We start from the raw sequence: 18718 nt of genomic DNA on the forward strand, positions 1-18718 counted from the left end.
AAATCTCTGAACTTGGTGGGCGGCTTCAGCCGGCGGCGCCGATGTCGACGCGGCGGGCGGCCTGGTCGGAGCCCTGGCCGGCGGTGATCACTTCGGGCTTGCGCAGCTCGATGCGCTCGGCCGCAATGCCGCCGGCCTGCAGCGCATCGCGCACGGCCTGGGCACGGTTCTTGGCGAGTTCGGCATTGACGTCCGCGTTGCCGGTCGAGTCGACGAAGCCGGACAGCGCCACCTTCACTTCAGGATGGGCCTGCAGATAATCGACCGCGGCCTTCAACGTGGTGCTGGCCTCGCCGTCGAGAGCGCTCGCCGGTGGCGAAGAACACCTGGAACGGCATGCCGGCGGGCGCCGCTGCCGCCGTCGTGGGTGCCGAGGCAGCCGGCGCAGCCGCCGGTGCCGCGGTCGCCGCCGTGCCGCCACCTTCGGGGAACTTGCCGGCGCGCGCCGCAGCGAAGTCCGACGGCTGGATCATCTTGCCGGTCTGGTTGGTCCAGTGGTTCTTGCTGTAGGTGGCCACCGCTGCCAGCTCGACGTCGGACAGCTGCTTCCACGACGGCATGGCGCCGTTCAGGCGGCCGTTCAGCAGCACGCGCATCTGCTCGGCAGGATCGTGCAGCACGACCTGGCTGCCGTCCAACGGCTTGATGGCACCGCCGCCCTTGCCGTTTTCCAGGTGGCAGGCAGCGCAGTTGGCGGCATACACCTTCTGGCCCCTCGCGACCAGTTCAGGCAGGGTCCAGACCTTGTTGGGGTCGTCGGCCAGCGCGGCCATGCGCTTGTTCTGCTCCTCGACCCAGGCGGTGTATTCATTCTGCGGCAGCACCTTCACGTGGATGGGCATGTAGGCGTGTTCCTTGCCGCACAGTTCGGCGCACTGGCCGTAGAAATCGCCGGTCTGCTCGGCGCGGAACCAGGTGTCGCGCACGAAGCCCGGAATCGCGTCCTGCTTGACGCCGAAGGCCGGCACCATCCAGGCGTGGATCACGTCGTTGGCCGTGGTGATGATGCGGATCTTCTTGCCGACCGGCACCACCAGCGGGTTGTCGACGCGCAGCAGGTAGTCGTCGCCCTGGGGCATGCCGGCGTCCGACAGCGCGCGCTGCGACGAATCCAGTGTGGACAAAAAGCCGATGCCCGCGCCCTCGCCGTTGATGTAGTCGTAGCCCCACTTCCACTGGTAGCCCGTGGCCTTGATGGTGAGATCGGCGTTGGTGGTGTCCTTCTGCGCCACCACCACCTTGGTGGCCGGCAGCGCCATGCCGATGACGATCAGGAACGGCACCACGGTCCAGGCCACCTCGACCGCGACCGATTCGTGGAAGGTGGCCGCCTTGGCACCCTGCGACTTGCGGTGCTTCCAGATGGAATAGAACATCACCCCGAAGACCAGGATGAAGATGACGGTGCAGATGATCAGCAGCATCCAGTGCAGGCCGTGCTGCGCTTCGGCGATCTTGGTGACCGGCGGATGAAGGTTGAGCTGATTGACCGCCGGCCCGCCCGGAAGATCGTTCACCCGGGCCGCGTGTGCCGCGGTGGAAGCCATCCACGCCGCACTCCAGATGGCCACCTGGCCCGGCACGCCGGACAGCTTGTTTGCAATGCTTTTCATCGTGCCCACGTTGTTTACCGCCTCAACCATATTCACTTCCCGATCAGCGCAGTGGTTGCGAACCTGCCGCATCCAAGGCCCTGCGCATCTCCCCGGCCAGCACTGGCCGCCACTCCGGCCGCACGTGACGCCCGATGTCCAGCCGCTGTCCGTGCGCCATCACCTCGATCAGGTTCTGCTCGCTCGTCAGCGGCGCGATGCGGACATGCGCACAGCCGAACTCCACCTTCTCACGCCTGCCGGCGTATTCCCTCTCCACCACCAGACGGCCGCCTTGCAGCGATACCGTCTCGCCATCGGCCGCGTGCCGTGCATAGGCCAGAAACGCGGCGCCGACCGCCAGCAGTTCCAGCCCTGCGAACCCCAGCACCAGCTTGGCGCCCAGCCACCAGAAGCCGATCGCGATGCCGAGCGACATCAGGCACAGGCCTGCATAGATGCCGCCCAGCTGGCGCGGCGTGACACTGCAGTTGCGCCTGAGGTGCCACGCCACCGCTTGATCGCTGACGCGGGCCAGCCGATATGCTGACGCTTCCTGCAAGGCAACACCCTCCGGATTTACGCTAAGCACCAACGCCTCGCGCAAGTGGGGGCAGTTTACCCGAGTGGGCGAAGGTCTTTGATAAACCTCAAAGAGAGCGCTGATTCCTATTGCGTTGCCGCAACGTTGCCCGCATTTCGTCGAGTCCGATCGCGGTTTCGTCTTTCACGCTGTGCCTGGGTGGCGCTTTCACGGCGTGGCCGTAGATGACCTCGAAGCTCAGCGACAGCGGCTCGCCGCTGCCCGGCGCCCGCAGTTGCTCGTCCATCGCGGCCTCCAGCCGCTGGCGCCAGCCATGCGAGCGCAGGGCACCAAAACGGCCGACGTGCAGGTTGCGGCCCAGCTCGCGCAGCTCGGCCAGCAGGCGCTGCGGCGAGGCGAAGGTGAGCGTGATGAGTTCCATGTCCATCACCGGCTCGGCAAAGCCTGCCGCCACCAGCTGGTCGCCCCAATCGTGCATGTCGGTGAATTCGTGCGCCGGCGGCGGCCAGCCGAGGCGGGCGTACAGGCCACGCAATTCCTTCAACGTGTCCGGGCCGAGACAGGAGAACATCACGAAGCCATCCACCGCCAGCGCACGGTGCCAGTCGGCCAGCAGCGCCGCCGGATCGGCCGCGTGGTGCGCCAGCATGTTGGCCCACACCAGTTGCACCGAGGCCTCAGGCGGACGCGCCACGGCTTCTTCGCTGGCGCGTGCCCCCACCAGCTTGCGCCACCAGCCGGTTGCTTCTTTTTTGTAGCATCTGGCGCTTGCTGCAAGCCGTCAAACACCCGAAAACACCTGGAACCCGGGTAATGCGCCGCCACCAGATCGTGCCCCGCCAGACCACCTCGCACGGGCTCCCAGTGCGCCCAGGCCTGCACCGGCAGGCGGATCACGCCCAGCCGTTCGGCCATGCGGCGCGCCACCTCCTCGTGAAGCCAGGGCGAGGCGGCATGCGGGCGCCCGGCCCAGCGGCGGGCGGCCACGGGGTCGATGCTGGGCGGAAGGTGGCTGCGGTCGGTGGCCATGAGCGGGCAGTATATTTACCGGGCCCCGCACGCCATCGCTTGTTCGAGCCCATGTTCACTCGCCTGCTGAACCGCCCCTCTGGGCCGCACCAAGCTGCGGCGCACTGGCCCAGCCAGTGCATGGTGTGCCGCGCCTGGCCGGCCAGCACGCTGTGCGCGGACTGCGTGACACGGTTCGCGCCGATGGTGCCGCGCTGCACCACCTGCGCGCTGCCCGTGCCGCCGGGAGTGCCCATCTGCGGTGCCTGCCTGCGCGATCCGCCACCCATGGCGCAGTGCCTCGCCGCCCTGCCCTACGCCTGGCCATGGTCGATGTGCCTGGGTCACTGGAAGTTCGAGGGCGACGTGGGTCTGACCCGCCCCTTCGCGCGGCTGATGCTGGCCGCACCCGGCGTGCGCGATGCGCTCGACGCCGCCGAGCACGTGCTCCCCATGCCGATGTCTGCCGCGCGCCTGGGCCAGCGCGGCTACAACCCGGCGCTGCTGCTGGCGCGGCGCCTGGCGCGCAGCCGCACGCGGGCCGACCTGTTGCTGCGCACGCGCGACACGCCGCCGCAACGCAGCCTGCCACGCGCGCAGCGGCTGAAGAATGTGCGCGGGGCGTTCCAGGTCGATCCCTTGCGCGCGCAGGCGCTGCAGGGCCGCCGCGTGGTGCTGGTCGACGACGTGATGACCACCGGCGCCAGCGTGCGTGAAGCGGCCGCGGCCTTGCGGGCGGCAGGCGCGGCGCAGGTGACCGTGCTGGTGCTGGCCCGCACCGACGAGCCGGCGCGAAACTGACACCGCGCACAAAACACCACGCAACCGCGCGCACAATCGCGCCCCATGTTCCACATCGTCCTGGTCGAGCCCGAGATTCCGCCCAACACCGGCAACGTCATCCGCCTGGCGGCCAACACCGGCTGCACGCTGCACCTGATCGAGCCGCTGGGCTTTTCGATGGACGACAAGCACCTGCGCCGCGCCGGGCTCGATTACCACGAGTACGCCACGCTGCGCCGCCATGCCGGCTGGCCGGCCTTCATCACGGCCGAATGCCCCGCGCCCGCGCGCCTGTTCGCCCTCACCACGCGTGGCACGCGCGCCGTGCACAACGTGGCGTTTCAGCCTGGCGACTGGCTGGTGTTCGGTGCCGAAACGCGCGGCCTGCCGCCCGCCGTGCGCGCGCACGTGCCGCCGGCGCAGCAGCTGCGCCTGGCCATGCGCGCCGGCCAGCGCAGCCTGAACCTGTCCAACGCGGTGGCGGTGGTGGTCTTCGAAGCCTGGCGGCAGAACGGCTTTGCCGGCAGCTGATGCGCCCAAGCGTGCTTTTTGGCTGCAGCGCGGTGCGGCCGCGGTTGATCTTTTGTAACACGCCGCTACACTGAAAAGCACACCCGTGTCGGCGCCACCCTGCCGCTTCCAGTTTCCTGATGCGGCCCACAAGGCCGCCCCATGCGACCACCCCAACCATGATGCAGACCCTTCGTCCCCTGGCCCAGGCCGCGTTGAACGTCGGCCGGCGCTTCACCGGGCCGCGCCCGGCCACGCTGGCCGATCTGGCGCGCATTCGCCGCGTGATGGGCGAGCAGGTGCTGGATTGCGAGCTGCGCGTGGCGCGCCGCGTGCGCGCCCACCTGGACGGCGCCAGCAGCGTGATGCAGCTGTGGCTGCTGCGGGCCGAGATCTACCAGGCCGTGGCCGACGAATTCGGCCAGCCCGAGGCCATGCGCCGCGTCGAGCGCCTGGCGCCGCTGTTCGACGGCCTGCTGCCCGCCAGGCAGCGCGCCACCTGAGCGCCTGGCGCGGCGCGCTTCAGGTATAGGAGCGCGACAGCGATTCGGCCACGCACACCGGCTTGGCTTCGCCCTCGCGCTCGATGGTGCACTTCCAGGCCATCTGCATGCCGCCCTCGATGGGCGTGGCCTCCATCAGCTCGATGCGCACGCGCAGCCGGCTGTTCACCGGCACCGGCGCCATGAAGCGCACCTTGTTCAGCCCGTAGTTGATGCCCATGCGCACGTTCTTCACCTTGAGCGCGCGGTCGAAGAAGCCGGCCAGCAGCGACAGCGTGAGGTAGCCGTGCGCGATGGTGGCGCCGAAGGGCCCGGCCTTGGCGCGTTCGGCATCGACGTGGATCCACTGGTGGTCGCCGGTGGCGTCGGCAAACTGGTTGATGTGCTGCTGCGTCACCTGGTGCCAGTCGGTGACGGTGATTTCCTGGCCCGCCAGGGCCGCCAGTTCGTCGAGGGTGTCGAAGGTTTTCATGCGCGCAATCTAGCGCGCCGGGCAGCGCACGGCTGTCCGCCGCGTGACTGGCGTCATGTCACTGCTCGAGCCATTGGCAGATGCCCAGCCATTGCGCCAGGTCGCGCTGCACGCGGCCGGGCGCGACGTCGAAGATGGTCAGCCCGCGTGCCGCCAGATAGACGTAGTTCTGCGTCGGCCGCAGGGTGGCCAGCACCGGCAGGCCCAGCCCCTCGGTGAACTGGCGCAGCTGGTCGGCGGCGATGGTGCGCTCGTCCACCCGCATGCCGACCAGGCCGATGTCGCGCTTGTCGGCGCCCTTGGCCTCCACCAGGTGGTCGACGAATTCGCGCGTGGCGTAGATGTCGAAGATGCTGGGCTGCAGCGGCACCAGCACCTTGTCGGCGATGCGCAGCACCTCCTTCAGCTTGCTGCCGTGCAGGCCGGCGGGCGTGTCGAGCACGACATGCGTGGTGCCCTTGGGCGGGCGCACGATGAAGTCGCGCTGCACGTCCCAGGTGCTGATGGGGCGCGCGGCCTCGGGCCGCAGGCCCAGCCACAGGCGTGCCGACTGCTGCCGATCGACGTCGCCCAGCATCACGGCGTGGCCGCGGCTGGCGTAGTAACCCGCCACGTTGGTGGCCAGCGTGGACTTGCCCACGCCGCCCTTGGGGTTCGCGATCACCACCACCGGCATGACGTCATCCTTTCAAGCTGCGTTGTGTCGGGCACCGATGTTACCGGGTGTGCATGACCGCCTGCGGTGACGCACGAAATATGAGCAAAATCGGCCTCCAGCGCTTACACAGCAAGCGCAAGCAGCTATTTTTATGGTAGCAACTCAGAGCGCCAGCGCATCCCACACCAGCTTCAGCCCCGTCAGCAGCATGCCCGCGTAGATGAAGCGGTAGAACAGCTTCTGGTCGATGCGCCGCGCGATGCGCACGCCGATCCACACGCCCAGCGGCGCCAGCGGCAACAGCACCAGCGAGGTGGCCAGGTTGCGCCAGTCCAGCAGGCCCAGCCAGGCGTAGGGCAGCCACTTGGCCAGGTTGATGACGAAGAAGAAGAACGCCATGGTGCCGGTGAACACCACCGGCGACAGCCGCAGCGGAATCACGTAGGCATTGATGGGCGGCCCGCCCGCGTGCGCCACAAAGCTGGTGAAGCCCGAGGTGGCCGTCAGCAGCGCACCCACCCAACGCGGCGGTGGCGCGCCGTCGGCCCGCGGCGGAAACAGCAGCCGCTGCGCCAGAAACAGCAGCGTGAACACGCCCACGATGCCCGCCACCCACTGCGGCTGCAGCAGGCGGAATGACAGCGTGCCGACCACGATGCCCAGCAAGCCCCAGGGCAGCAGGAACGCCAGCAGCCGGCGGTCGAAATCCTTGCGGAAGGCGGCGATGCCCAGCAGGTCCATCACCAGCAGCACCGGCATCAGGATGGCCGCGGCCTGCGGCACTGTGACCACCAGCGCCATCATCGGTACCGCCAGCGAGCCGAAGCCGGCGCCAAAGCCGCTCTTGCTGATGCCCAGCAGCAGCACCGCTGGCACGGCCACGGCGTAGAACGTCCAGTCGGTGATGGGGTTCATGATCAAATCGCGCTGAAACGCTTATCCATCAAACGCTGCAAGCTATCAATATAGAAGCAAACCGGATGCATGCCAACGCCTGCGGCATCGTGTGAAAGCGGGCACTTTAACGGGGCCCGCGCTGCCGGGCGCGGCCGGCCGGCGGCGCACCGGGCCGATAATCTGCCGCATGTACGACTTCTCGACCTGGGGGCCCACGGCGCGCTACACCGTGGAAGTGATCGGCACGGTGGCCTTCGCGCTGTCGGGCATCCTGGCCGGCGTGCGCAAGCGCATGGACATTTTCGGCATCTCGGTGCTGGGCTTTCTGGCCGCCTTCGGCGGCGGCACGCTGCGCGACGTGCTGCTGGACCGCCGCCCCTTCTTCTGGGTGGCCGAGGTCGAGATGCTGTGGCTGGTGATCGCCCTGTGCGCGGTGTCACTGGTGCTGCTGCGGCTGGGCCGCCTGCACGTGGGCGACAAGGCCATCCAGCTGGCCGACGCGCTGGGGCTGGGCCTGTTCGTGGCCAGCGGCGTGCAGTCGGCGCTGGTGGCGCAGCTGCCGGTGGTGGTGGCGGTGATGATGGGCGTGGTGACCGGCGTGTTCGGCGGCGTGATGCGCGACATCGCCTGCAACGAGATGCCCACCGCCTTTGCCGACCACCGCCCCTACGCCGTGTGCGGCTTCATGGGCGGCTGGATGTACATCTTCGGCGAATGGCTGGACTGGGCCGGCTGGGTGGTGGCGCTGGCCAGCATCGCCACCACCACGGGCCTGCGCCTGCTGGCGCTGAAGTTCGACTGGCGGCTGCCCGACTGGCGCAACGGCTGAGCGCCCCGCCCGCGCGCCGCCTCAGTCGACCGTGGCGCCCGACTGCTTGACCACCGGGCCCCACTTGGCGGTCTCGGCCTTGATGAAGGCCTCGAACTCGGCCGGCTTCTCAGGGTGCGCCACGGCGCCCTGCTCGGCCATCTGCTTGATCACTTCGGGCTTGGCCAGGATCTTCACCATGGCGTCGTTCAGCTTGGCCAGCACGTCGGCCGGCACCTTGCGGTTGGTGAACAGGCCGAACCACGAGGTGGCGTTGTAGCCCGGCACGCCGGCTTCGGCGATGGTGGGCACGTCGGGCAGTTCGGGGTAGCGCTTGTCGGTGGTGACGGCGATGGCGCGCAGCTTGCCCGCCTTCACGTGCTGGAAGGCCGAGGGCATGTTGTCGAACATGATGTCGGTCTGGCCGCCCAGCAGGTCGGCCACGGCGGGTGCGCTGCCCTTGTAGGGCACGTGCATCATGTCCACCTTGGCCATGCTCTTGAACAGCTCGCCCGACAGGTGGATCGAGGTGCCGCTGCCCGATGAGGCGTAGTTCACCTTGCCCGGGTTCTTCTGCGCGTAGTCGATCAGCTCCTTCACCGTCTTGTAGGGGCGCGAGGGTGCGCCACCAGCAGGTTGGGCACCATGGCCACGCGCGTGATGGGCTGGAAGTCGCCCAGCGGGCTGTAGGGCAGCTTCCTGTAGAGCGACTCGTTGATGCCGTGCGTGCCCACCGTGCCCATGAACAGCGTGTAGCCGTCGGGCTTGGCGCGGGCGGCCTGCTGCGCGCCGATGTTGCCGCCGGCGCCGGCCTTGTTGTCGATCACCACGGGCTGGCCCAGTTCGCCCTCCAGCGCCTTGCCGACGATGCGCGCCAGGATGTCGGTGGTGCCGCCGGCCGAGAACGGCACGACCATGGTGATGGCCTTGGTGGGGTAGGCCTGGGCCAGCGCCATGCCGGGCAGTGTGGCGGCCACAGCCAGGGTGGCGGCCACGGCCAGTGCGCGGCGGCGGGGAAGTTGGTGGAGGTCATGTCGGTTCCTTTCAGGTTCAGCGGTTGCGACGAAAAATTTCAAGCCAAAACAGGCTCCAGCGCTTATGGGTCGGGCGCTGGAAGCTATTCATAAGTGAGCAAATTTCTCAAACACCGGCCACGCCCACGGTCATGCCGCCGCACACGTACAGCACCTGCCCGGTGACGAAGCCGCTGCGTGCGTCGAGCAGGAAGGCCGCGGCGTGCGCCACGTCCTCGGGCGTGCCCACGCGCTTCACGGGCACGGCATCGATGATGGCCTGCGTGCGCGGCGCGCCGGGCGGGTTGGCCTTGTCGAACAGTTCGGTGCGGATCGGCCCCGGGCCGATGGCGTTGGCGGTGATGCCGTGCGCGCCCAACTCCAGCGCCCATACGCGGGTCATGCCGATCAGGCCGGCCTTGGTGGCGCTGTAGGCGGTGCGCAGTTCCTTGCCCAGCGCGGCGCGCGAGGACATGTTGACAATGCGCCCAAAGCCCGCCGCCTTCATGCCCGGAAGCAACGCCTGCATGCACTGGAAGGCACAGCGCAGGTTGAGCGACAGCGCGAGGTCGAACTCGGCCAGCGTCTGGTGCTCGGCATCATTGGGCACCACCACACCGACGTTGTTAACGAGGCGCGTGATGGGGCCGCCGGCCAAGGCCTCGGCCAGTGCGCGGGCGGTGTCGTCGGGGCTGGACAGGTCGGCACGAATGCCGTTGCCCACGCGATCAATGATGACCGGCTCCCAGCCCTCGGCGCGGCAGCGCGCGGCCGTGGCCGCGCCGATGCCGCTGGCGCCGCCGGTGATGAGCACGCGCTCGGGTGTCGTCATCCGGCGATCAGACCTTTTCCAGAATCAGCGCGATACCCTGCCCCACGCCGATGCACATGGTGCACAGCGCATAGCGGCCGCCCGTGGCGTGCAGACGGTTGACCGCCGTGGTGGCCAGGCGGGCGCCGCTGGCACCCAGCGGGTGGCCCAGTGCGATGGCGCCGCCCCAGGCGTTGACGCGCTCGTCGTCGTCCTTCAGACCCAGCATGCGCAACACGGCCAGGCCTTGCGCGGCAAAGGCTTCGTTGAGTTCGATGACGTCGATCTGATCGAGCTTGAGGCCGGTCAGCTGCAGCACCTTCTCGGTGGCAGGCGCGGGGCCGATGCCCATCACGCGCGGCGGCACGCCGGCGGTGGCCATGCCGACCACGCGCGCCTTCGGCGTCAGGCCGTACTTGCCGGCGGTGGCCTCGTCGGCCAGCAGCAGCGCGCACGAGCCGTCGTTCACGCCGCTGGCGTTGCCGGCCGTCACCGTGCCATCGGGCTTGACCACGCCCTTGAGCGAGGCCAGCTTTTCCAGGCTGGTCTCGCGCGGGTGCTCGTCGGTGTCGACCACCACCGGATCACCCTTGCGCTGCGGAATCGTCACCGGCGTGATCTCGCGCGCCAGGTGGCCGGCCTTCTGCGCCGCCACGGCCTTGAGCTGGCTGGACAGGGCCATCCTGTCTTGCGCCTCACGCTCGATCTTGTAATCCACGGCCACGTTCTCGGCCGTCTCGGGCATCGAGTCGACGCCGTACTTTTCCTTCATCAGCTTGTTGATGAAGCGCCAGCCGATGGTGGTGTCGTACACAGCGTTGGCGCGGCTGAAGGCGCTTTCGGCTTTGGGCATCACGAAGGGGCGCGGCTCATGCTCTCCACGCCGCCCGCTATCATCAGAGTAGCTTCTTCCGCTTTGATGGCGCGCGCTGCGGTGCCCAGGGCATCCAGACCGGAGCCGCACAGGCGGTTGATGGTGGCGCCCGGCACTTCCACCGGCAGGCCGGCCAGCAGGCTGCTCATGTGGGCCACGTTGCGGTTGTCCTCGCCGGCCTGGTTGGCGCAGCCGTAGAGCACGTCGGTGAGCGCACCCCAGTCGACCTTGGGGTTGCGTGCTATCAGCGCCTTGAGCGGGACGGCGCCCAGGTCGTCGGTGCGCACGCTGCTGAGGGCGCCGCCGTAACGCCCGATGGGCGTGCGGATGGCGTCGACGATGAAGGCTTGTTTCATGGTGTCTCCTGAAGAAAAACGGTTTACCGGGCGATGGGCTGGCCGACCAGGCGCTGCAGTTCGTCGAACGGCAGGCCGTCCACGGCATCGATCAGGCGCAGCCCCTGCGGCGTGCATTCGAAGGTCGCCAAATCAGTGTAAATGCGCTTGACGCAGGCGATGGCCGTCAGCGGGTAGGTGCACTGGGCGACGATCTTGCTCTCGCCCTTCTTGGTCAGCAGGTCCATCATCACCCAGGTCTGCCGGGCGCCCACGGCCAGGTCCATGGCGCCGCCCACCGCGGGGATGGCACCGGGCTCGCCGGTGCTCCAGTTGGCCAGGTCACCCGTGACCGAGACCTGAAACGCGCCCAGCACGCACACGTCCAGGTGGCCGCCGCGCATCATGGCAAAGCTGTCGGCGTGGTGAAAGAACACGCCGCCCGGCAGCAGCGTGACGGGCTGCTTGCCGGCGTTGATGAGGTCGTAGTCCTCGCTGCCCGCCGCCGGCGCCGGGCCCATGCCCAGGATGCCGTTCTCGCTGTGCAGGATGACCTCGCGCCCTTCAGGGATGTGGTTGGCGACCAGGGTGGGCTGGCCAATGCCGAGGTTGACGTACGAGCCGTCTTCGATGTCCTGCGCCACGCGCCGGGCCAGCTCGTCTTTGCTTCGTTTCTGATAGCTTTTCACGCTTGTTCTCCTTGCGCCGGATGCCGATCAGGCCGCGGCCTTGAAGCCGCCCGCCATCGTCGCCTGGCGCGGCACCTTGACGATCTTGCTGACGAAGATGCCGGGCGTGACGACGCTCTCGGGGTCCAGCTGGCCCAGCTCCACCACCTCGTGCACGCTGGCCACGGTGAATTGGGCCGCCATGGCCACCACGGGGCCGAAGTTGCGCGCGGCCATGCGGTAATTCAGGTTGCCCCAGCGGTCGCCGCGCTCGGCCTTGACCAGCGCCACGTCGCCGTGGATGGGGTACTCGAGCACGTAGTCGCGGCCGTTGATGCGGCGCGTTTCCTTGGGGCTGCCGTCGGCGTTCAGCGCCAGTTCGGTGCCGTAGCCGGTGGGCGTGAAGAAGGCACCCACGCCGGCGCCGGCAGCGCGCATGCGCTCGGCCAGGTTGCCCTGCGGCACCAGTTCCAACTCCACTTTTTGGCACGGTACAGCTCGTCGAACACGTAGCTGTCGGCCTGGCGCGGAAAGCTGCAGATGACCTTACGCACGCGCCCGGCCTTGAGCAGCGCGGCGATGCCGTGGTCGCCGTTGCCGGCGTTGTTGCAGACGATGGTGAGGTCGGTGGCGCCCTGTTCGATCAGGCCGTCGACCAGTTCGTTGGGCAGGCCGGCGGTGCCGAAACCGCCGACGAGCACGGTCGAGCCATCCTTGACATCGGCCAGTGCCTCGGCCACCGAGGCGGCGATCTTGTTGATCATGGAAAGGTCTCCTGGGACAGGCGGTGCGCTGGCAGATGCCCAGCGCGCCCGCCGAAACACGTCGGACGATCGAGCTGCGCCGGCATCCACGCCGGCCAAGGCAAACTCGATCTCGAAATTTGTTCTTATTACGAACACTTGTTCGTATAATGAATGAATTGTAGAGGTCTGGAGGCCTTTGTGAAGCCCGCCCACCCCACCGAATCCCCGGCCACCCGGCGCACGCTGTCGCGCCCGCGACGGAGGCGCCGCGCCCCGGCGACAGCTACGTGCAGTCCTTCGCGCGCGGGCTGGAGGTGATCCGCTCCTTCAACGCCAGCGCGCCGCAGCAGACGCTGTCGGAAGTGGCCGCGCGCACCGGCCTCACGCGTGCGGGTGCGCGGCGCATCCTGCTCACGCTGCAAACGCTGGGCTATGTGCACAGCGACGGCAAACTGTTCCGCCTGACGCCGCGCATCCTGGACCTGGGCTTTGCCTACCTGTCGTCGATGCCGATCTGGAACCTGGCCGAGCCGGTGATGGAGGACCTGTCGACCCAGGTGCAGGAGTCCAGCTCCATCGCCGTGCTGGAAGGCACCGACGTGGTTTACGTGCAGCGCGTGGCCACGCACAAGATCATGAGCGTGAGCCTGGTGCCCGGCTCGCGCCTGCCGGCCTGGTGCACCTCGATGGGCCGCGTGCTGCTGGCCGCGCTGCCCGAGGGCGAGGCGCGGGCCCTGCTGCAGGCCAGCCCCATCGCCGCGCACACGCGCCGCACGATCACCGACCTGACGGCGCTCATGGCCGTGATCGCGCAGGTGCGCGCGCAGGGCTGGGCGCTGGTAGACCAGGAGCTGGAAGAAGGCCTGATCTCGGTGGCCGCGCCCATCACCGGCCGCGCCGGCCAGGTGCTGGCCGCCATCAACGTCAGCGGCCAGGCCAACCGCACCAACGCGCGCGCCATGCAGACCGACATCCTGCCGCCGCTGCTGCAGGCGGCCCGGCGGATTTCGGGGCTGCTGGCGGGGCGCTGAGGAAGCTTTCATAAAAAGATAGCTGCTGACGCCCTGTGAAAGCCGGTTTCATATCGATTTATATCTGAAACCCTTTTGCAGTGTGCGCAAGCAGCTATCTTTTATTTTAAAGATCAAGAAATCTTGGATTACGCGCGGGCCGCATCCGCTGTGTGGGAGCGGGCTTGCCCGCGATCAAGCGGCCGGCGTGGCGAGTCGCGGCATCGCGGGCAAGCCCGCTCCCACAACACCGTCTGAGGCTGGTTGCGCATCAAGCGCTTTTTGCATCACGCAGCGTCCTGCTCGCGCCGCTGCAGCCACGCCGCCAGTTCGGCCAGCGCGCGCGCCTTGTCGGCCTGCACGCGCTCGCGCCGCTCGGGCGGCCAGTCGTAGAAGCCGCGGCCCGACTTGGCGCCGATGTCGCCGCGCTCGACCATCGCCGCCATCAGCGGCGCCGGCGTGCTGCGGTTCTCCAGGTCGGCATACAGGTAACTGGCGATCGCGTGGTGCACGTCGATGCCGTTCAGGTCGCGCTGCTCCAGCGGCCCCGTCAGCGCCAGGCGGATGCCCAGACTCCAGCGCACCACCTCGTCGATGTCGGCGGCGCTGGCCACGCCCTGCTCCAGCAGCGCGATGGCCTCGCGCGCCAGCGCATGCTGGATGCGGTTGGCGATGAAGCCGGGAATGTCGCGCCGCACCAGCACAGGCCGCTTGCCGGCGGCGCGCAGCGTGGTCATGACGAAGTCGATGGTGGCGTCGGACGTGGCGTCGCCCCGCACCACCTCCACCAGCGGAATCACATCGGCCGGCGTGAAGAAGTGCGCACCAACGAAGCGGTCGCGCCGCGCCACGGCCTGCGCGATGGCGTTGATCGACAGGCCGGAGGTGTTGGTGGCGAACACGGTGTGCGGCGGGCACAGCGCGTCCAGCTCGGCAAACAGGCGCTGTTTCAGCTCCAGCCGCTCGGGCGCGGCCTCGATCACCAGATCGGCGCTGGCCGCCGCAGCCAGCTCGGGCGACGGCGCGATGCGCGCGCGCACCGCCGCCACCTCGGCGCCCACGGCGGTCAGCTGCCGCGTTATCGCTGCATCGGCCCGCGCCAGCGCGCCGTCGACGGGGTCGATCAGCGCCACCGCAAAACCCTGGCGCGCAAACAGCGCCGCCAGCCCGCTGCCCATGGAGCCGGCGCCGACGATGGCGATGCGGGTGGAAACCGGAGTCTGGATGGTGTTCATGGAGTCTTCGATGGGCTGTCGGCGCCACGCACGGCCCTGCCGCCGGATGATACGCTTGGCCCCATGTTCGCACCCTCACAGGAACAAGTCCGACGCTTTTTTGTAGCGCCTGGGCCAGGCAACAAGCCGGCCAGCCGATGGAAGCCATCGAGCAGCTGGCCGCCGGCTGGATCGCCGAGCACCCCGAGTGGCACGCCGACTTCGGCGACGCCGAGGCCGCCGTGGCGCGCGACTATGGCGACGGTGCGGTGGGCGGCAACCCGTTTCTGCACCTGTCGATGCACCTGTCGATCAGCGAGCAATGCAGCATCGACCAGCCGCGCGGCATACGCCAGGCGGTGGAACTGCTGGCCGCCCGCCGCGGCGACCTGCACGCCGCGCACCACGAGGTGATGGAATGCCTGGGCCAGATGCTGGCCGATGCGCAAGCCAGCGGCCGCCCGCCGGATGGCGACGCCTACATCGCCGCCGTGCAGCGGCGGGCCACGCGCGATGCAGGTTGATTTGCTACTTAAAATATAGCTGCCAGCGCTTGATACACGGGCGCCGCAGGCCTGAAACACTCAAATTCACCGCACAATGAAAAAGCCCGCATGCGGCGGGCTTCTTGTCTGGACGCGCGCGCCGGCAGGCGGCGGCGCGATCAGCGGAACTTGGACTGCGGAATCGTCTTCAGCTCGCCCGGCAGGTTGCCGATGTACTGGGCCATGGCCTTCAGCTCGGCGTTCGAAAACTGCTTGGCCATGCCGGCCATGATGGGGTTGCCGCGGCCCCAGGTGGCGTTGGTGTTGTCGCGGTAGGCCTTCAGCGCCACGTACAGGTAGTCGGGGTGCTGGCCGGCGATCTTGGGGTAGCTCGGGTCGATGGACTCGGAGAAGTTGGCGCCGTGGCACGACACGCAGGCGCCCTTTGCAGCAGCTGGCCCACCTGGGCACTGGGCTCGCGCGGGGCCGGCAGCGCGGCGGCGCCCTCCACCTTGCCCTGCGCGGCGTAGTAGGCGGCCACGTCGGCGATGTCCTGCTCGGTCATCGAGGTGGCGATGCCGCGCATGCTGGGGTGCTTGCGGTCGCCCTTCTTGTAGCTGTCGAGCACGACCTCGATGTACTTGGCGTTCTGGCCCGAGATCCTGGGCACCCGGTACACCTCCGGGAAGCTGGACTTGTAGCCCACGATGCCATGGCAGCCGATGCACATGGCGACCTTGCCCGCACCGGCCGCGGCGTCGCCGGTGACCTGGGCTTGCACGGGCAGGGCGGCTGCCACGGTCAGGGCCAGCGCAGCGAACATGGGGGACAGGGTCGTTTTCATTTTGCGCGCACAATCCAAGTTTGTTTGATCCAGGTCAGGGCGGATTGTAATCACGCTTGCAATGCCGGCAGTACCCTGATTAACCCCGCCACAGCGCTGCTTTTTCACCATGAAATTCCAAGGCTCCGAGAACTACGTCGCCACGCAGGACCTGATGCTGGCCGTCAACGCGTCCATCACGCTCAAGCGCCCGCTGCTGGTCAAGGGCGAGCCCGGCACGGGCAAGACCATGCTGGCCGAAGAGGTGGCCGAGGCGCTGAAGCTGCCGCTGCTGCAGTGGCACATCAAGAGCACCACCAAGGCGCAGCAGGGCCTGTACGAGTACGACGCCGTGAGCCGCCTGCGCGACAGCCAGCTGGGCGACGACCGGGTGAAGGACATCCAGAACTACATCGTCAAGGGCGTGCTGTGGCAGGCCTTCACGGCCGACGAGCCGGTGGCGCTGCTGATCGACGAGATCGACAAGGCCGACATCGAATTCCCGAACGACCTGCTGCGCGAATTGGACCGCATGGAGTTCCACTGCTACGAGACGCGCGAGACCATCCGCGCCAAGCATCGGCCGGTGGTCTTCATCACCTCCAACAACGAGAAGGAACTGCCCGACGCCTTCCTGCGCCGCTGCTTCTTCCACTACATCAAGTTCCCCGAGCCGGAGACGATGAAGCAGATCGTGGACGTGCACTTCCCGAACCTGAAGAAAGAGCTGCTGTCGGCCGCGATGAAGGTGTTCTACGACGTGCGCGGCCTGCCCGGCTTGAAGAAGAAGCCCTCCACCAGCGAACTGATCGACTGGCTCAAACTGCTGGTGGCCGAGGACATTCCGCTCGAAGCCCTGCAAAGCGCCGACAGCAAGATCGCCGTGCCGCCGCTGGTGGGCGCGCTGCTGAAGAACGAGCAGGACGTGACGCTGTTCGAGAAGCTGGTGTTCATGAACCAAAGAAATAGATAACCCCTGAGTCGCCTGCGGCGCCTTCCCCAAGGGGACAACGCTGGTGGCCGGGGAGACCCCGGCCACGGCGTTCCCGAAGGGTCTGCTCCGCGACCGTTCGATCAGGCCTGCTGCGCGGCCTGCCCAAGAAACCATCGCCCCACCATGCCCACTGCCGACGAGTTCATCCAGCCCTGCGTGATGCGCGACCGTGACGTGCGGCTCGAGCCGCTGCGCGCCGATCACCACGACGACCTGGTGGAGGCCGTGCGCGATGGCGAGCTGTGGAAGCTCTGGTACACCAGCGTGCCCACGCCCGAGGGCCTGGCGGCCGAGATCGAGCGCCGCCTGGGCCTGCAGGCGCGCGGCAGCATGCTGCCGTTCGCGGTGATTGCGCAGGCCGGCGACCTGGCCGGTCGAGCGGTGGGCATGACCACCTACATGAACATCGACGCGCCCAACCGCCGGCTCGAGATCGGCTCCACCTGGTATCGCCGCGCCGTGCAGCGCAGCGCCCTCAACACCCAGGCCAAGCGCCTGTTGCTGGCGCACGCGTTCGAAACGCTGGATTGCATCGCGGTCGAGTTCCGCACGCACTTCTTCAACCACGCCAGCCGCCGCGGCATCGAGCGCCTGGGCGCCAGGCTCGACGGCGTGCTGCGCAGCCACCAGATCAACCCGCACCCCGATGCCCGCGGCAGCCTGCGCGACACCTGCGTCTACAGCATCGTCGCCAGCGAATGGCCGGCCGTGCGGGCCCATCTGGACTTCCGGTTGTCCCGACCACGGGAGGGCATCCCATGCTGATCGACTTCTTCTACACCCTGCGCGCCGCCAAGCTGCCGGTGTCGGTCAAGGAATTCCTGACCCTGCTGGAGGCCCTGCAGGCCGACGTGGTGGGGCCGCGCCAGCCCGATGCGTGCAGCATCGACGACTTCTACTACCTGTCGCGCACCGCGCTGGTCAAGGACGAGAAGCACTTCGACAAGTTCGACCGCGCGTTCGCCGCCTACTTCAAGGGTGTGGAGCAGATCGCCGACTTCCGCAAGGAAATCCCGGCCGACTGGCTGCGCAAGATCCTCGAGAAGGAACTGACGCCCGAAGAGAAGGCCGCCATCGAGAAGATGGGCTGGGACGAGCTGATGGAGACGCTGAAAAAGCGTCTCGAAGAGCAGAAGGAACGCCACCAGGGCGGCAGCAAGTGGATCGGCACCGGCGGCACCAGCCCGTTCGGCCACGGCGGCTACAACCCGCAGGGCATCCGCATCGGCGGCAAGGGCGGCAACAAGAGCGCCGTGAAGGTGTGGGACCAGCGCGCCTACAAGGACTACGACGACAGCCAGGAACTGGGCACGCGCAACATCAAGGTCGCGCTGCGCCGCCTGCGCAAGTTCGCGCGCGAGGGCAACGAGCTGGAGCTGGACCTGCCCGACACCATCCGCAGCACCGCCGCCAACGCCGGCTGGCTCGACATCAAGATGGTGCCCGAGCGCCACAACAACGTGAAGGTGCTGCTGCTGATGGACGTGGGCGGCACCATGGACGAGCACATCCAGCGCGTGGAAGAACTGTTCTCGGCCGTCAAGGCCGAGTTCAAGCACCTGGAGTTCTATTACTTCCACAACTGCGTCTACGACTTCATGTGGAAGAACAACCGCCGCCGCTTTGCCGAGAAGTTCCCGACCTGGGACATCATCCGCAAGTACAACAAGGACTACAAACTCATCTTTGTGGGCGATGCCACCATGAGCCCCTACGAGATCCTGCAGCCCGGCGGCAGCGTGGAATACAACAACGAGGAAGCCGGCGCCGAATGGCTGCAGCGCCTGACGCACGCCTTCCCCAAGTTCGCCTGGATCAACCCCGAACCGCAGGGCGTGTGGCAGTACCGCCAGAGCATCGCCATCATCCAGCAGCTGATGGGCCAGCGCATGTTTCCGCTCACCCTCAAGGGGCTGGAGGATGCGATGCGAATGCTCTCTAAATAATAGCTGCCTGCGCTTGACTGGCGG

At 67.9% G+C, this 18718-nt stretch carries 18 protein-coding genes and 5 pseudogenes; 9 read left to right on the forward strand and 14 right to left on the reverse strand.

What is annotated here, in order from left to right; genetic code table 11:
- Positions 1-25 precede the first annotated feature (25 nt).
- The 4 genes from H0I39_RS04990 to H0I39_RS21675 are packed head-to-tail and all read right to left on the reverse strand — an operon-like array spanning position 26 to position 2830.
- On the reverse strand, positions 26-277 hold the full coding sequence (locus H0I39_RS04990) for an OmpA family protein (protein ID WP_180549773.1): 252 nt from the start codon (positions 275-277) through the stop codon (positions 26-28).
- Complete coding sequence (coxB, locus tag H0I39_RS04995) at positions 240-1613, reverse strand: cytochrome c oxidase subunit II (RefSeq protein ID WP_180549774.1); 1374 nt, start codon at positions 1611-1613, stop codon at positions 240-242. The genes H0I39_RS04990 and coxB overlap by 38 nt, the downstream gene beginning before the upstream one ends.
- 43 nt (positions 1614-1656) lie before the next feature.
- Complete coding sequence (locus tag H0I39_RS05000) at positions 1657-2199, reverse strand: DUF2244 domain-containing protein (protein WP_257645631.1); 543 nt, start codon at positions 2197-2199, stop codon at positions 1657-1659.
- Positions 2200-2242: 43 nt separating this feature from the next.
- Positions 2243-2830 carry a biotin synthase gene (locus tag H0I39_RS21675; protein WP_257645632.1) on the reverse strand — a complete coding sequence of 196 codons (588 nt, stop codon included), beginning with the start codon at positions 2828-2830 and terminating at the stop codon, positions 2243-2245.
- A gap of 386 nt (positions 2831-3216) precedes the next feature.
- Here H0I39_RS21675 and H0I39_RS05010 point away from each other — a divergent pair, with 386 nt between their 5' ends.
- The 3 genes from H0I39_RS05010 to H0I39_RS05020 all read left to right on the forward strand — a co-directional run bounded on the left by H0I39_RS05010 (position 3217) and on the right by H0I39_RS05020 (position 4940).
- On the forward strand, positions 3217-3945 hold the full coding sequence (locus tag H0I39_RS05010; RefSeq protein WP_180549775.1) for a ComF family protein: 729 nt from the start codon (positions 3217-3219) through the stop codon (positions 3943-3945).
- A gap of 45 nt (positions 3946-3990) precedes the next feature.
- The gene (trmL, locus tag H0I39_RS05015) at positions 3991-4458 is read left to right on the forward strand and encodes a tRNA (uridine(34)/cytosine(34)/5-carboxymethylaminomethyluridine(34)-2'-O)-methyltransferase TrmL (protein ID WP_180549776.1); all 468 of its coding nucleotides are present in this window, start codon (positions 3991-3993) and stop codon (positions 4456-4458) included.
- Between the two features lie 158 nt (positions 4459-4616).
- Positions 4617-4940, forward strand: coding sequence for a hypothetical protein (locus H0I39_RS05020; protein ID WP_180549777.1), 324 nt, complete (start codon positions 4617-4619; stop codon positions 4938-4940).
- 19 nt (positions 4941-4959) lie between these two features.
- Here H0I39_RS05020 and H0I39_RS05025 read toward each other — a convergent pair whose 3' ends face one another.
- The 3 genes from H0I39_RS05025 to H0I39_RS05035 all read right to left on the reverse strand — a co-directional run bounded on the left by H0I39_RS05025 (position 4960) and on the right by H0I39_RS05035 (position 6985).
- Positions 4960-5412: a MaoC family dehydratase gene (locus tag H0I39_RS05025; protein ID WP_180549778.1), complete on the reverse strand. Its 453-nt coding sequence runs from the start codon at positions 5410-5412 to the stop codon at positions 4960-4962.
- Between the two features lie 58 nt (positions 5413-5470).
- Positions 5471-6088: a nucleotide-binding protein gene (locus H0I39_RS05030; RefSeq protein ID WP_180549779.1), complete on the reverse strand. Its 618-nt coding sequence runs from the start codon at positions 6086-6088 to the stop codon at positions 5471-5473.
- A 144-nt stretch (positions 6089-6232) separates the two neighbouring features.
- A complete protein-coding gene (locus H0I39_RS05035) occupies positions 6233-6985 on the reverse strand; it encodes a sulfite exporter TauE/SafE family protein (protein WP_180549780.1) in 753 nt (250 codons plus the stop codon).
- A gap of 169 nt (positions 6986-7154) precedes the next feature.
- Between H0I39_RS05035 and H0I39_RS05040 the strand changes: the two genes are divergently transcribed.
- Positions 7155-7796, forward strand: coding sequence for a trimeric intracellular cation channel family protein (locus H0I39_RS05040; protein ID WP_180549781.1), 642 nt, complete (start codon positions 7155-7157; stop codon positions 7794-7796).
- A 21-nt stretch (positions 7797-7817) separates the two neighbouring features.
- Here the strand turns inward: H0I39_RS05040 and H0I39_RS05045 are convergent.
- The 5 genes and pseudogenes from H0I39_RS05045 to H0I39_RS05065 form a co-directional block, all read right to left on the reverse strand.
- Positions 7818-8776, reverse strand: a pseudogene (locus H0I39_RS05045) (Bug family tripartite tricarboxylate transporter substrate binding protein).
- Positions 8777-8915: 139 nt separating this feature from the next.
- Complete coding sequence (locus H0I39_RS05050; RefSeq protein ID WP_180549782.1) at positions 8916-9620, reverse strand: SDR family NAD(P)-dependent oxidoreductase; 705 nt, start codon at positions 9618-9620, stop codon at positions 8916-8918.
- 7 nt (positions 9621-9627) lie between these two features.
- Positions 9628-10829: pseudogene (gene pcaF / locus H0I39_RS05055) on the reverse strand (3-oxoadipyl-CoA thiolase).
- 23 nt (positions 10830-10852) lie between these two features.
- Positions 10853-11497: a 3-oxoacid CoA-transferase subunit B gene (locus tag H0I39_RS05060; RefSeq protein ID WP_180549783.1), complete on the reverse strand. Its 645-nt coding sequence runs from the start codon at positions 11495-11497 to the stop codon at positions 10853-10855.
- Between the two features lie 27 nt (positions 11498-11524).
- A pseudogene (locus H0I39_RS05065) lies at positions 11525-12240 on the reverse strand (3-oxoacid CoA-transferase subunit A).
- Between the two features lie 269 nt (positions 12241-12509).
- Between H0I39_RS05065 and H0I39_RS05070 the strand changes: the two are divergent.
- The gene (locus H0I39_RS05070; protein WP_308645773.1) at positions 12510-13253 is read left to right on the forward strand and encodes an IclR family transcriptional regulator domain-containing protein; all 744 of its coding nucleotides are present in this window, start codon (positions 12510-12512) and stop codon (positions 13251-13253) included.
- Between the two features lie 266 nt (positions 13254-13519).
- Here H0I39_RS05070 and H0I39_RS05075 read toward each other — a convergent pair whose 3' ends face one another.
- Positions 13520-14467 carry a 3-hydroxyacyl-CoA dehydrogenase NAD-binding domain-containing protein gene (locus H0I39_RS05075; RefSeq protein ID WP_180549784.1) on the reverse strand — a complete coding sequence of 316 codons (948 nt, stop codon included), beginning with the start codon at positions 14465-14467 and terminating at the stop codon, positions 13520-13522.
- A gap of 63 nt (positions 14468-14530) precedes the next feature.
- Here H0I39_RS05075 and H0I39_RS05080 point away from each other — a divergent pair.
- Positions 14531-14970, forward strand: a pseudogene (locus tag H0I39_RS05080) (DUF1841 family protein).
- 140 nt (positions 14971-15110) lie between these two features.
- On the opposite strand, the pseudogene H0I39_RS05085 reads toward H0I39_RS05080, so the two are convergent.
- A pseudogene (locus H0I39_RS05085) lies at positions 15111-15775 on the reverse strand (c-type cytochrome).
- A 109-nt stretch (positions 15776-15884) separates the two neighbouring features.
- Between H0I39_RS05085 and H0I39_RS05090 the strand changes: the two are divergent.
- The 3 genes from H0I39_RS05090 (at position 15885) to H0I39_RS05100 (ending at position 18694) form a co-directional block, all read left to right on the forward strand.
- The gene (locus tag H0I39_RS05090; RefSeq protein WP_180549786.1) at positions 15885-16727 is read left to right on the forward strand and encodes an AAA family ATPase; all 843 of its coding nucleotides are present in this window, start codon (positions 15885-15887) and stop codon (positions 16725-16727) included.
- 144 nt (positions 16728-16871) lie between these two features.
- Complete coding sequence (locus H0I39_RS05095; RefSeq protein ID WP_180549787.1) at positions 16872-17513, forward strand: GNAT family N-acetyltransferase; 642 nt, start codon at positions 16872-16874, stop codon at positions 17511-17513.
- Entirely contained in the window at positions 17507-18694 is a 1188-nt protein-coding gene (locus tag H0I39_RS05100) for a vWA domain-containing protein (RefSeq protein ID WP_180549788.1), read from the forward strand. Before H0I39_RS05095 ends, H0I39_RS05100 begins: the two co-directional genes overlap by 7 nt.
- The last annotated feature ends 24 nt before the right edge of the window (positions 18695-18718 follow it).

Source organism: Ottowia beijingensis, assembly GCF_013423955.1.
In the GTDB taxonomy this organism is placed as follows: Bacteria; Pseudomonadota; Gammaproteobacteria; order Burkholderiales; family Burkholderiaceae_C; genus Ottowia; species Ottowia beijingensis.

Excerpts from the sequence above, each read along its gene's own strand:
- coxB (WP_180549774.1), bottom strand. The coding sequence starts at position 1,613 with ATGAAAAGCATTGCAAACAAGCTGTCCGGCGTGCCGGGCCAGGTGGCC.
- H0I39_RS05010 (WP_180549775.1), top strand. The coding sequence starts at position 3,217 with ATGTTCACTCGCCTGCTGAACCGCCCCTCTGGGCCGCACCAAGCTGCG.
- trmL (WP_180549776.1), top strand. The coding sequence starts at position 3,991 with ATGTTCCACATCGTCCTGGTCGAGCCCGAGATTCCGCCCAACACCGGC.
- H0I39_RS05020 (WP_180549777.1), top strand. The coding sequence starts at position 4,617 with ATGATGCAGACCCTTCGTCCCCTGGCCCAGGCCGCGTTGAACGTCGGC.
- H0I39_RS05025 (WP_180549778.1), bottom strand. The coding sequence starts at position 5,412 with ATGAAAACCTTCGACACCCTCGACGAACTGGCGGCCCTGGCGGGCCAG.
- H0I39_RS05030 (WP_180549779.1), bottom strand. The coding sequence starts at position 6,088 with ATGCCGGTGGTGGTGATCGCGAACCCCAAGGGCGGCGTGGGCAAGTCC.
- H0I39_RS05035 (WP_180549780.1), bottom strand. The coding sequence starts at position 6,985 with ATGAACCCCATCACCGACTGGACGTTCTACGCCGTGGCCGTGCCAGCG.
- H0I39_RS05040 (WP_180549781.1), top strand. The coding sequence starts at position 7,155 with ATGTACGACTTCTCGACCTGGGGGCCCACGGCGCGCTACACCGTGGAA.
- H0I39_RS05050 (WP_180549782.1), bottom strand. The coding sequence starts at position 9,620 with ATGACGACACCCGAGCGCGTGCTCATCACCGGCGGCGCCAGCGGCATC.
- H0I39_RS05075 (WP_180549784.1), bottom strand. The coding sequence starts at position 14,467 with ATGAACACCATCCAGACTCCGGTTTCCACCCGCATCGCCATCGTCGGC.
- H0I39_RS05090 (WP_180549786.1), top strand. The coding sequence starts at position 15,885 with ATGAAATTCCAAGGCTCCGAGAACTACGTCGCCACGCAGGACCTGATG.
- H0I39_RS05095 (WP_180549787.1), top strand. The coding sequence starts at position 16,872 with ATGCCCACTGCCGACGAGTTCATCCAGCCCTGCGTGATGCGCGACCGT.
- H0I39_RS05100 (WP_180549788.1), top strand. The coding sequence starts at position 17,507 with ATGCTGATCGACTTCTTCTACACCCTGCGCGCCGCCAAGCTGCCGGTG.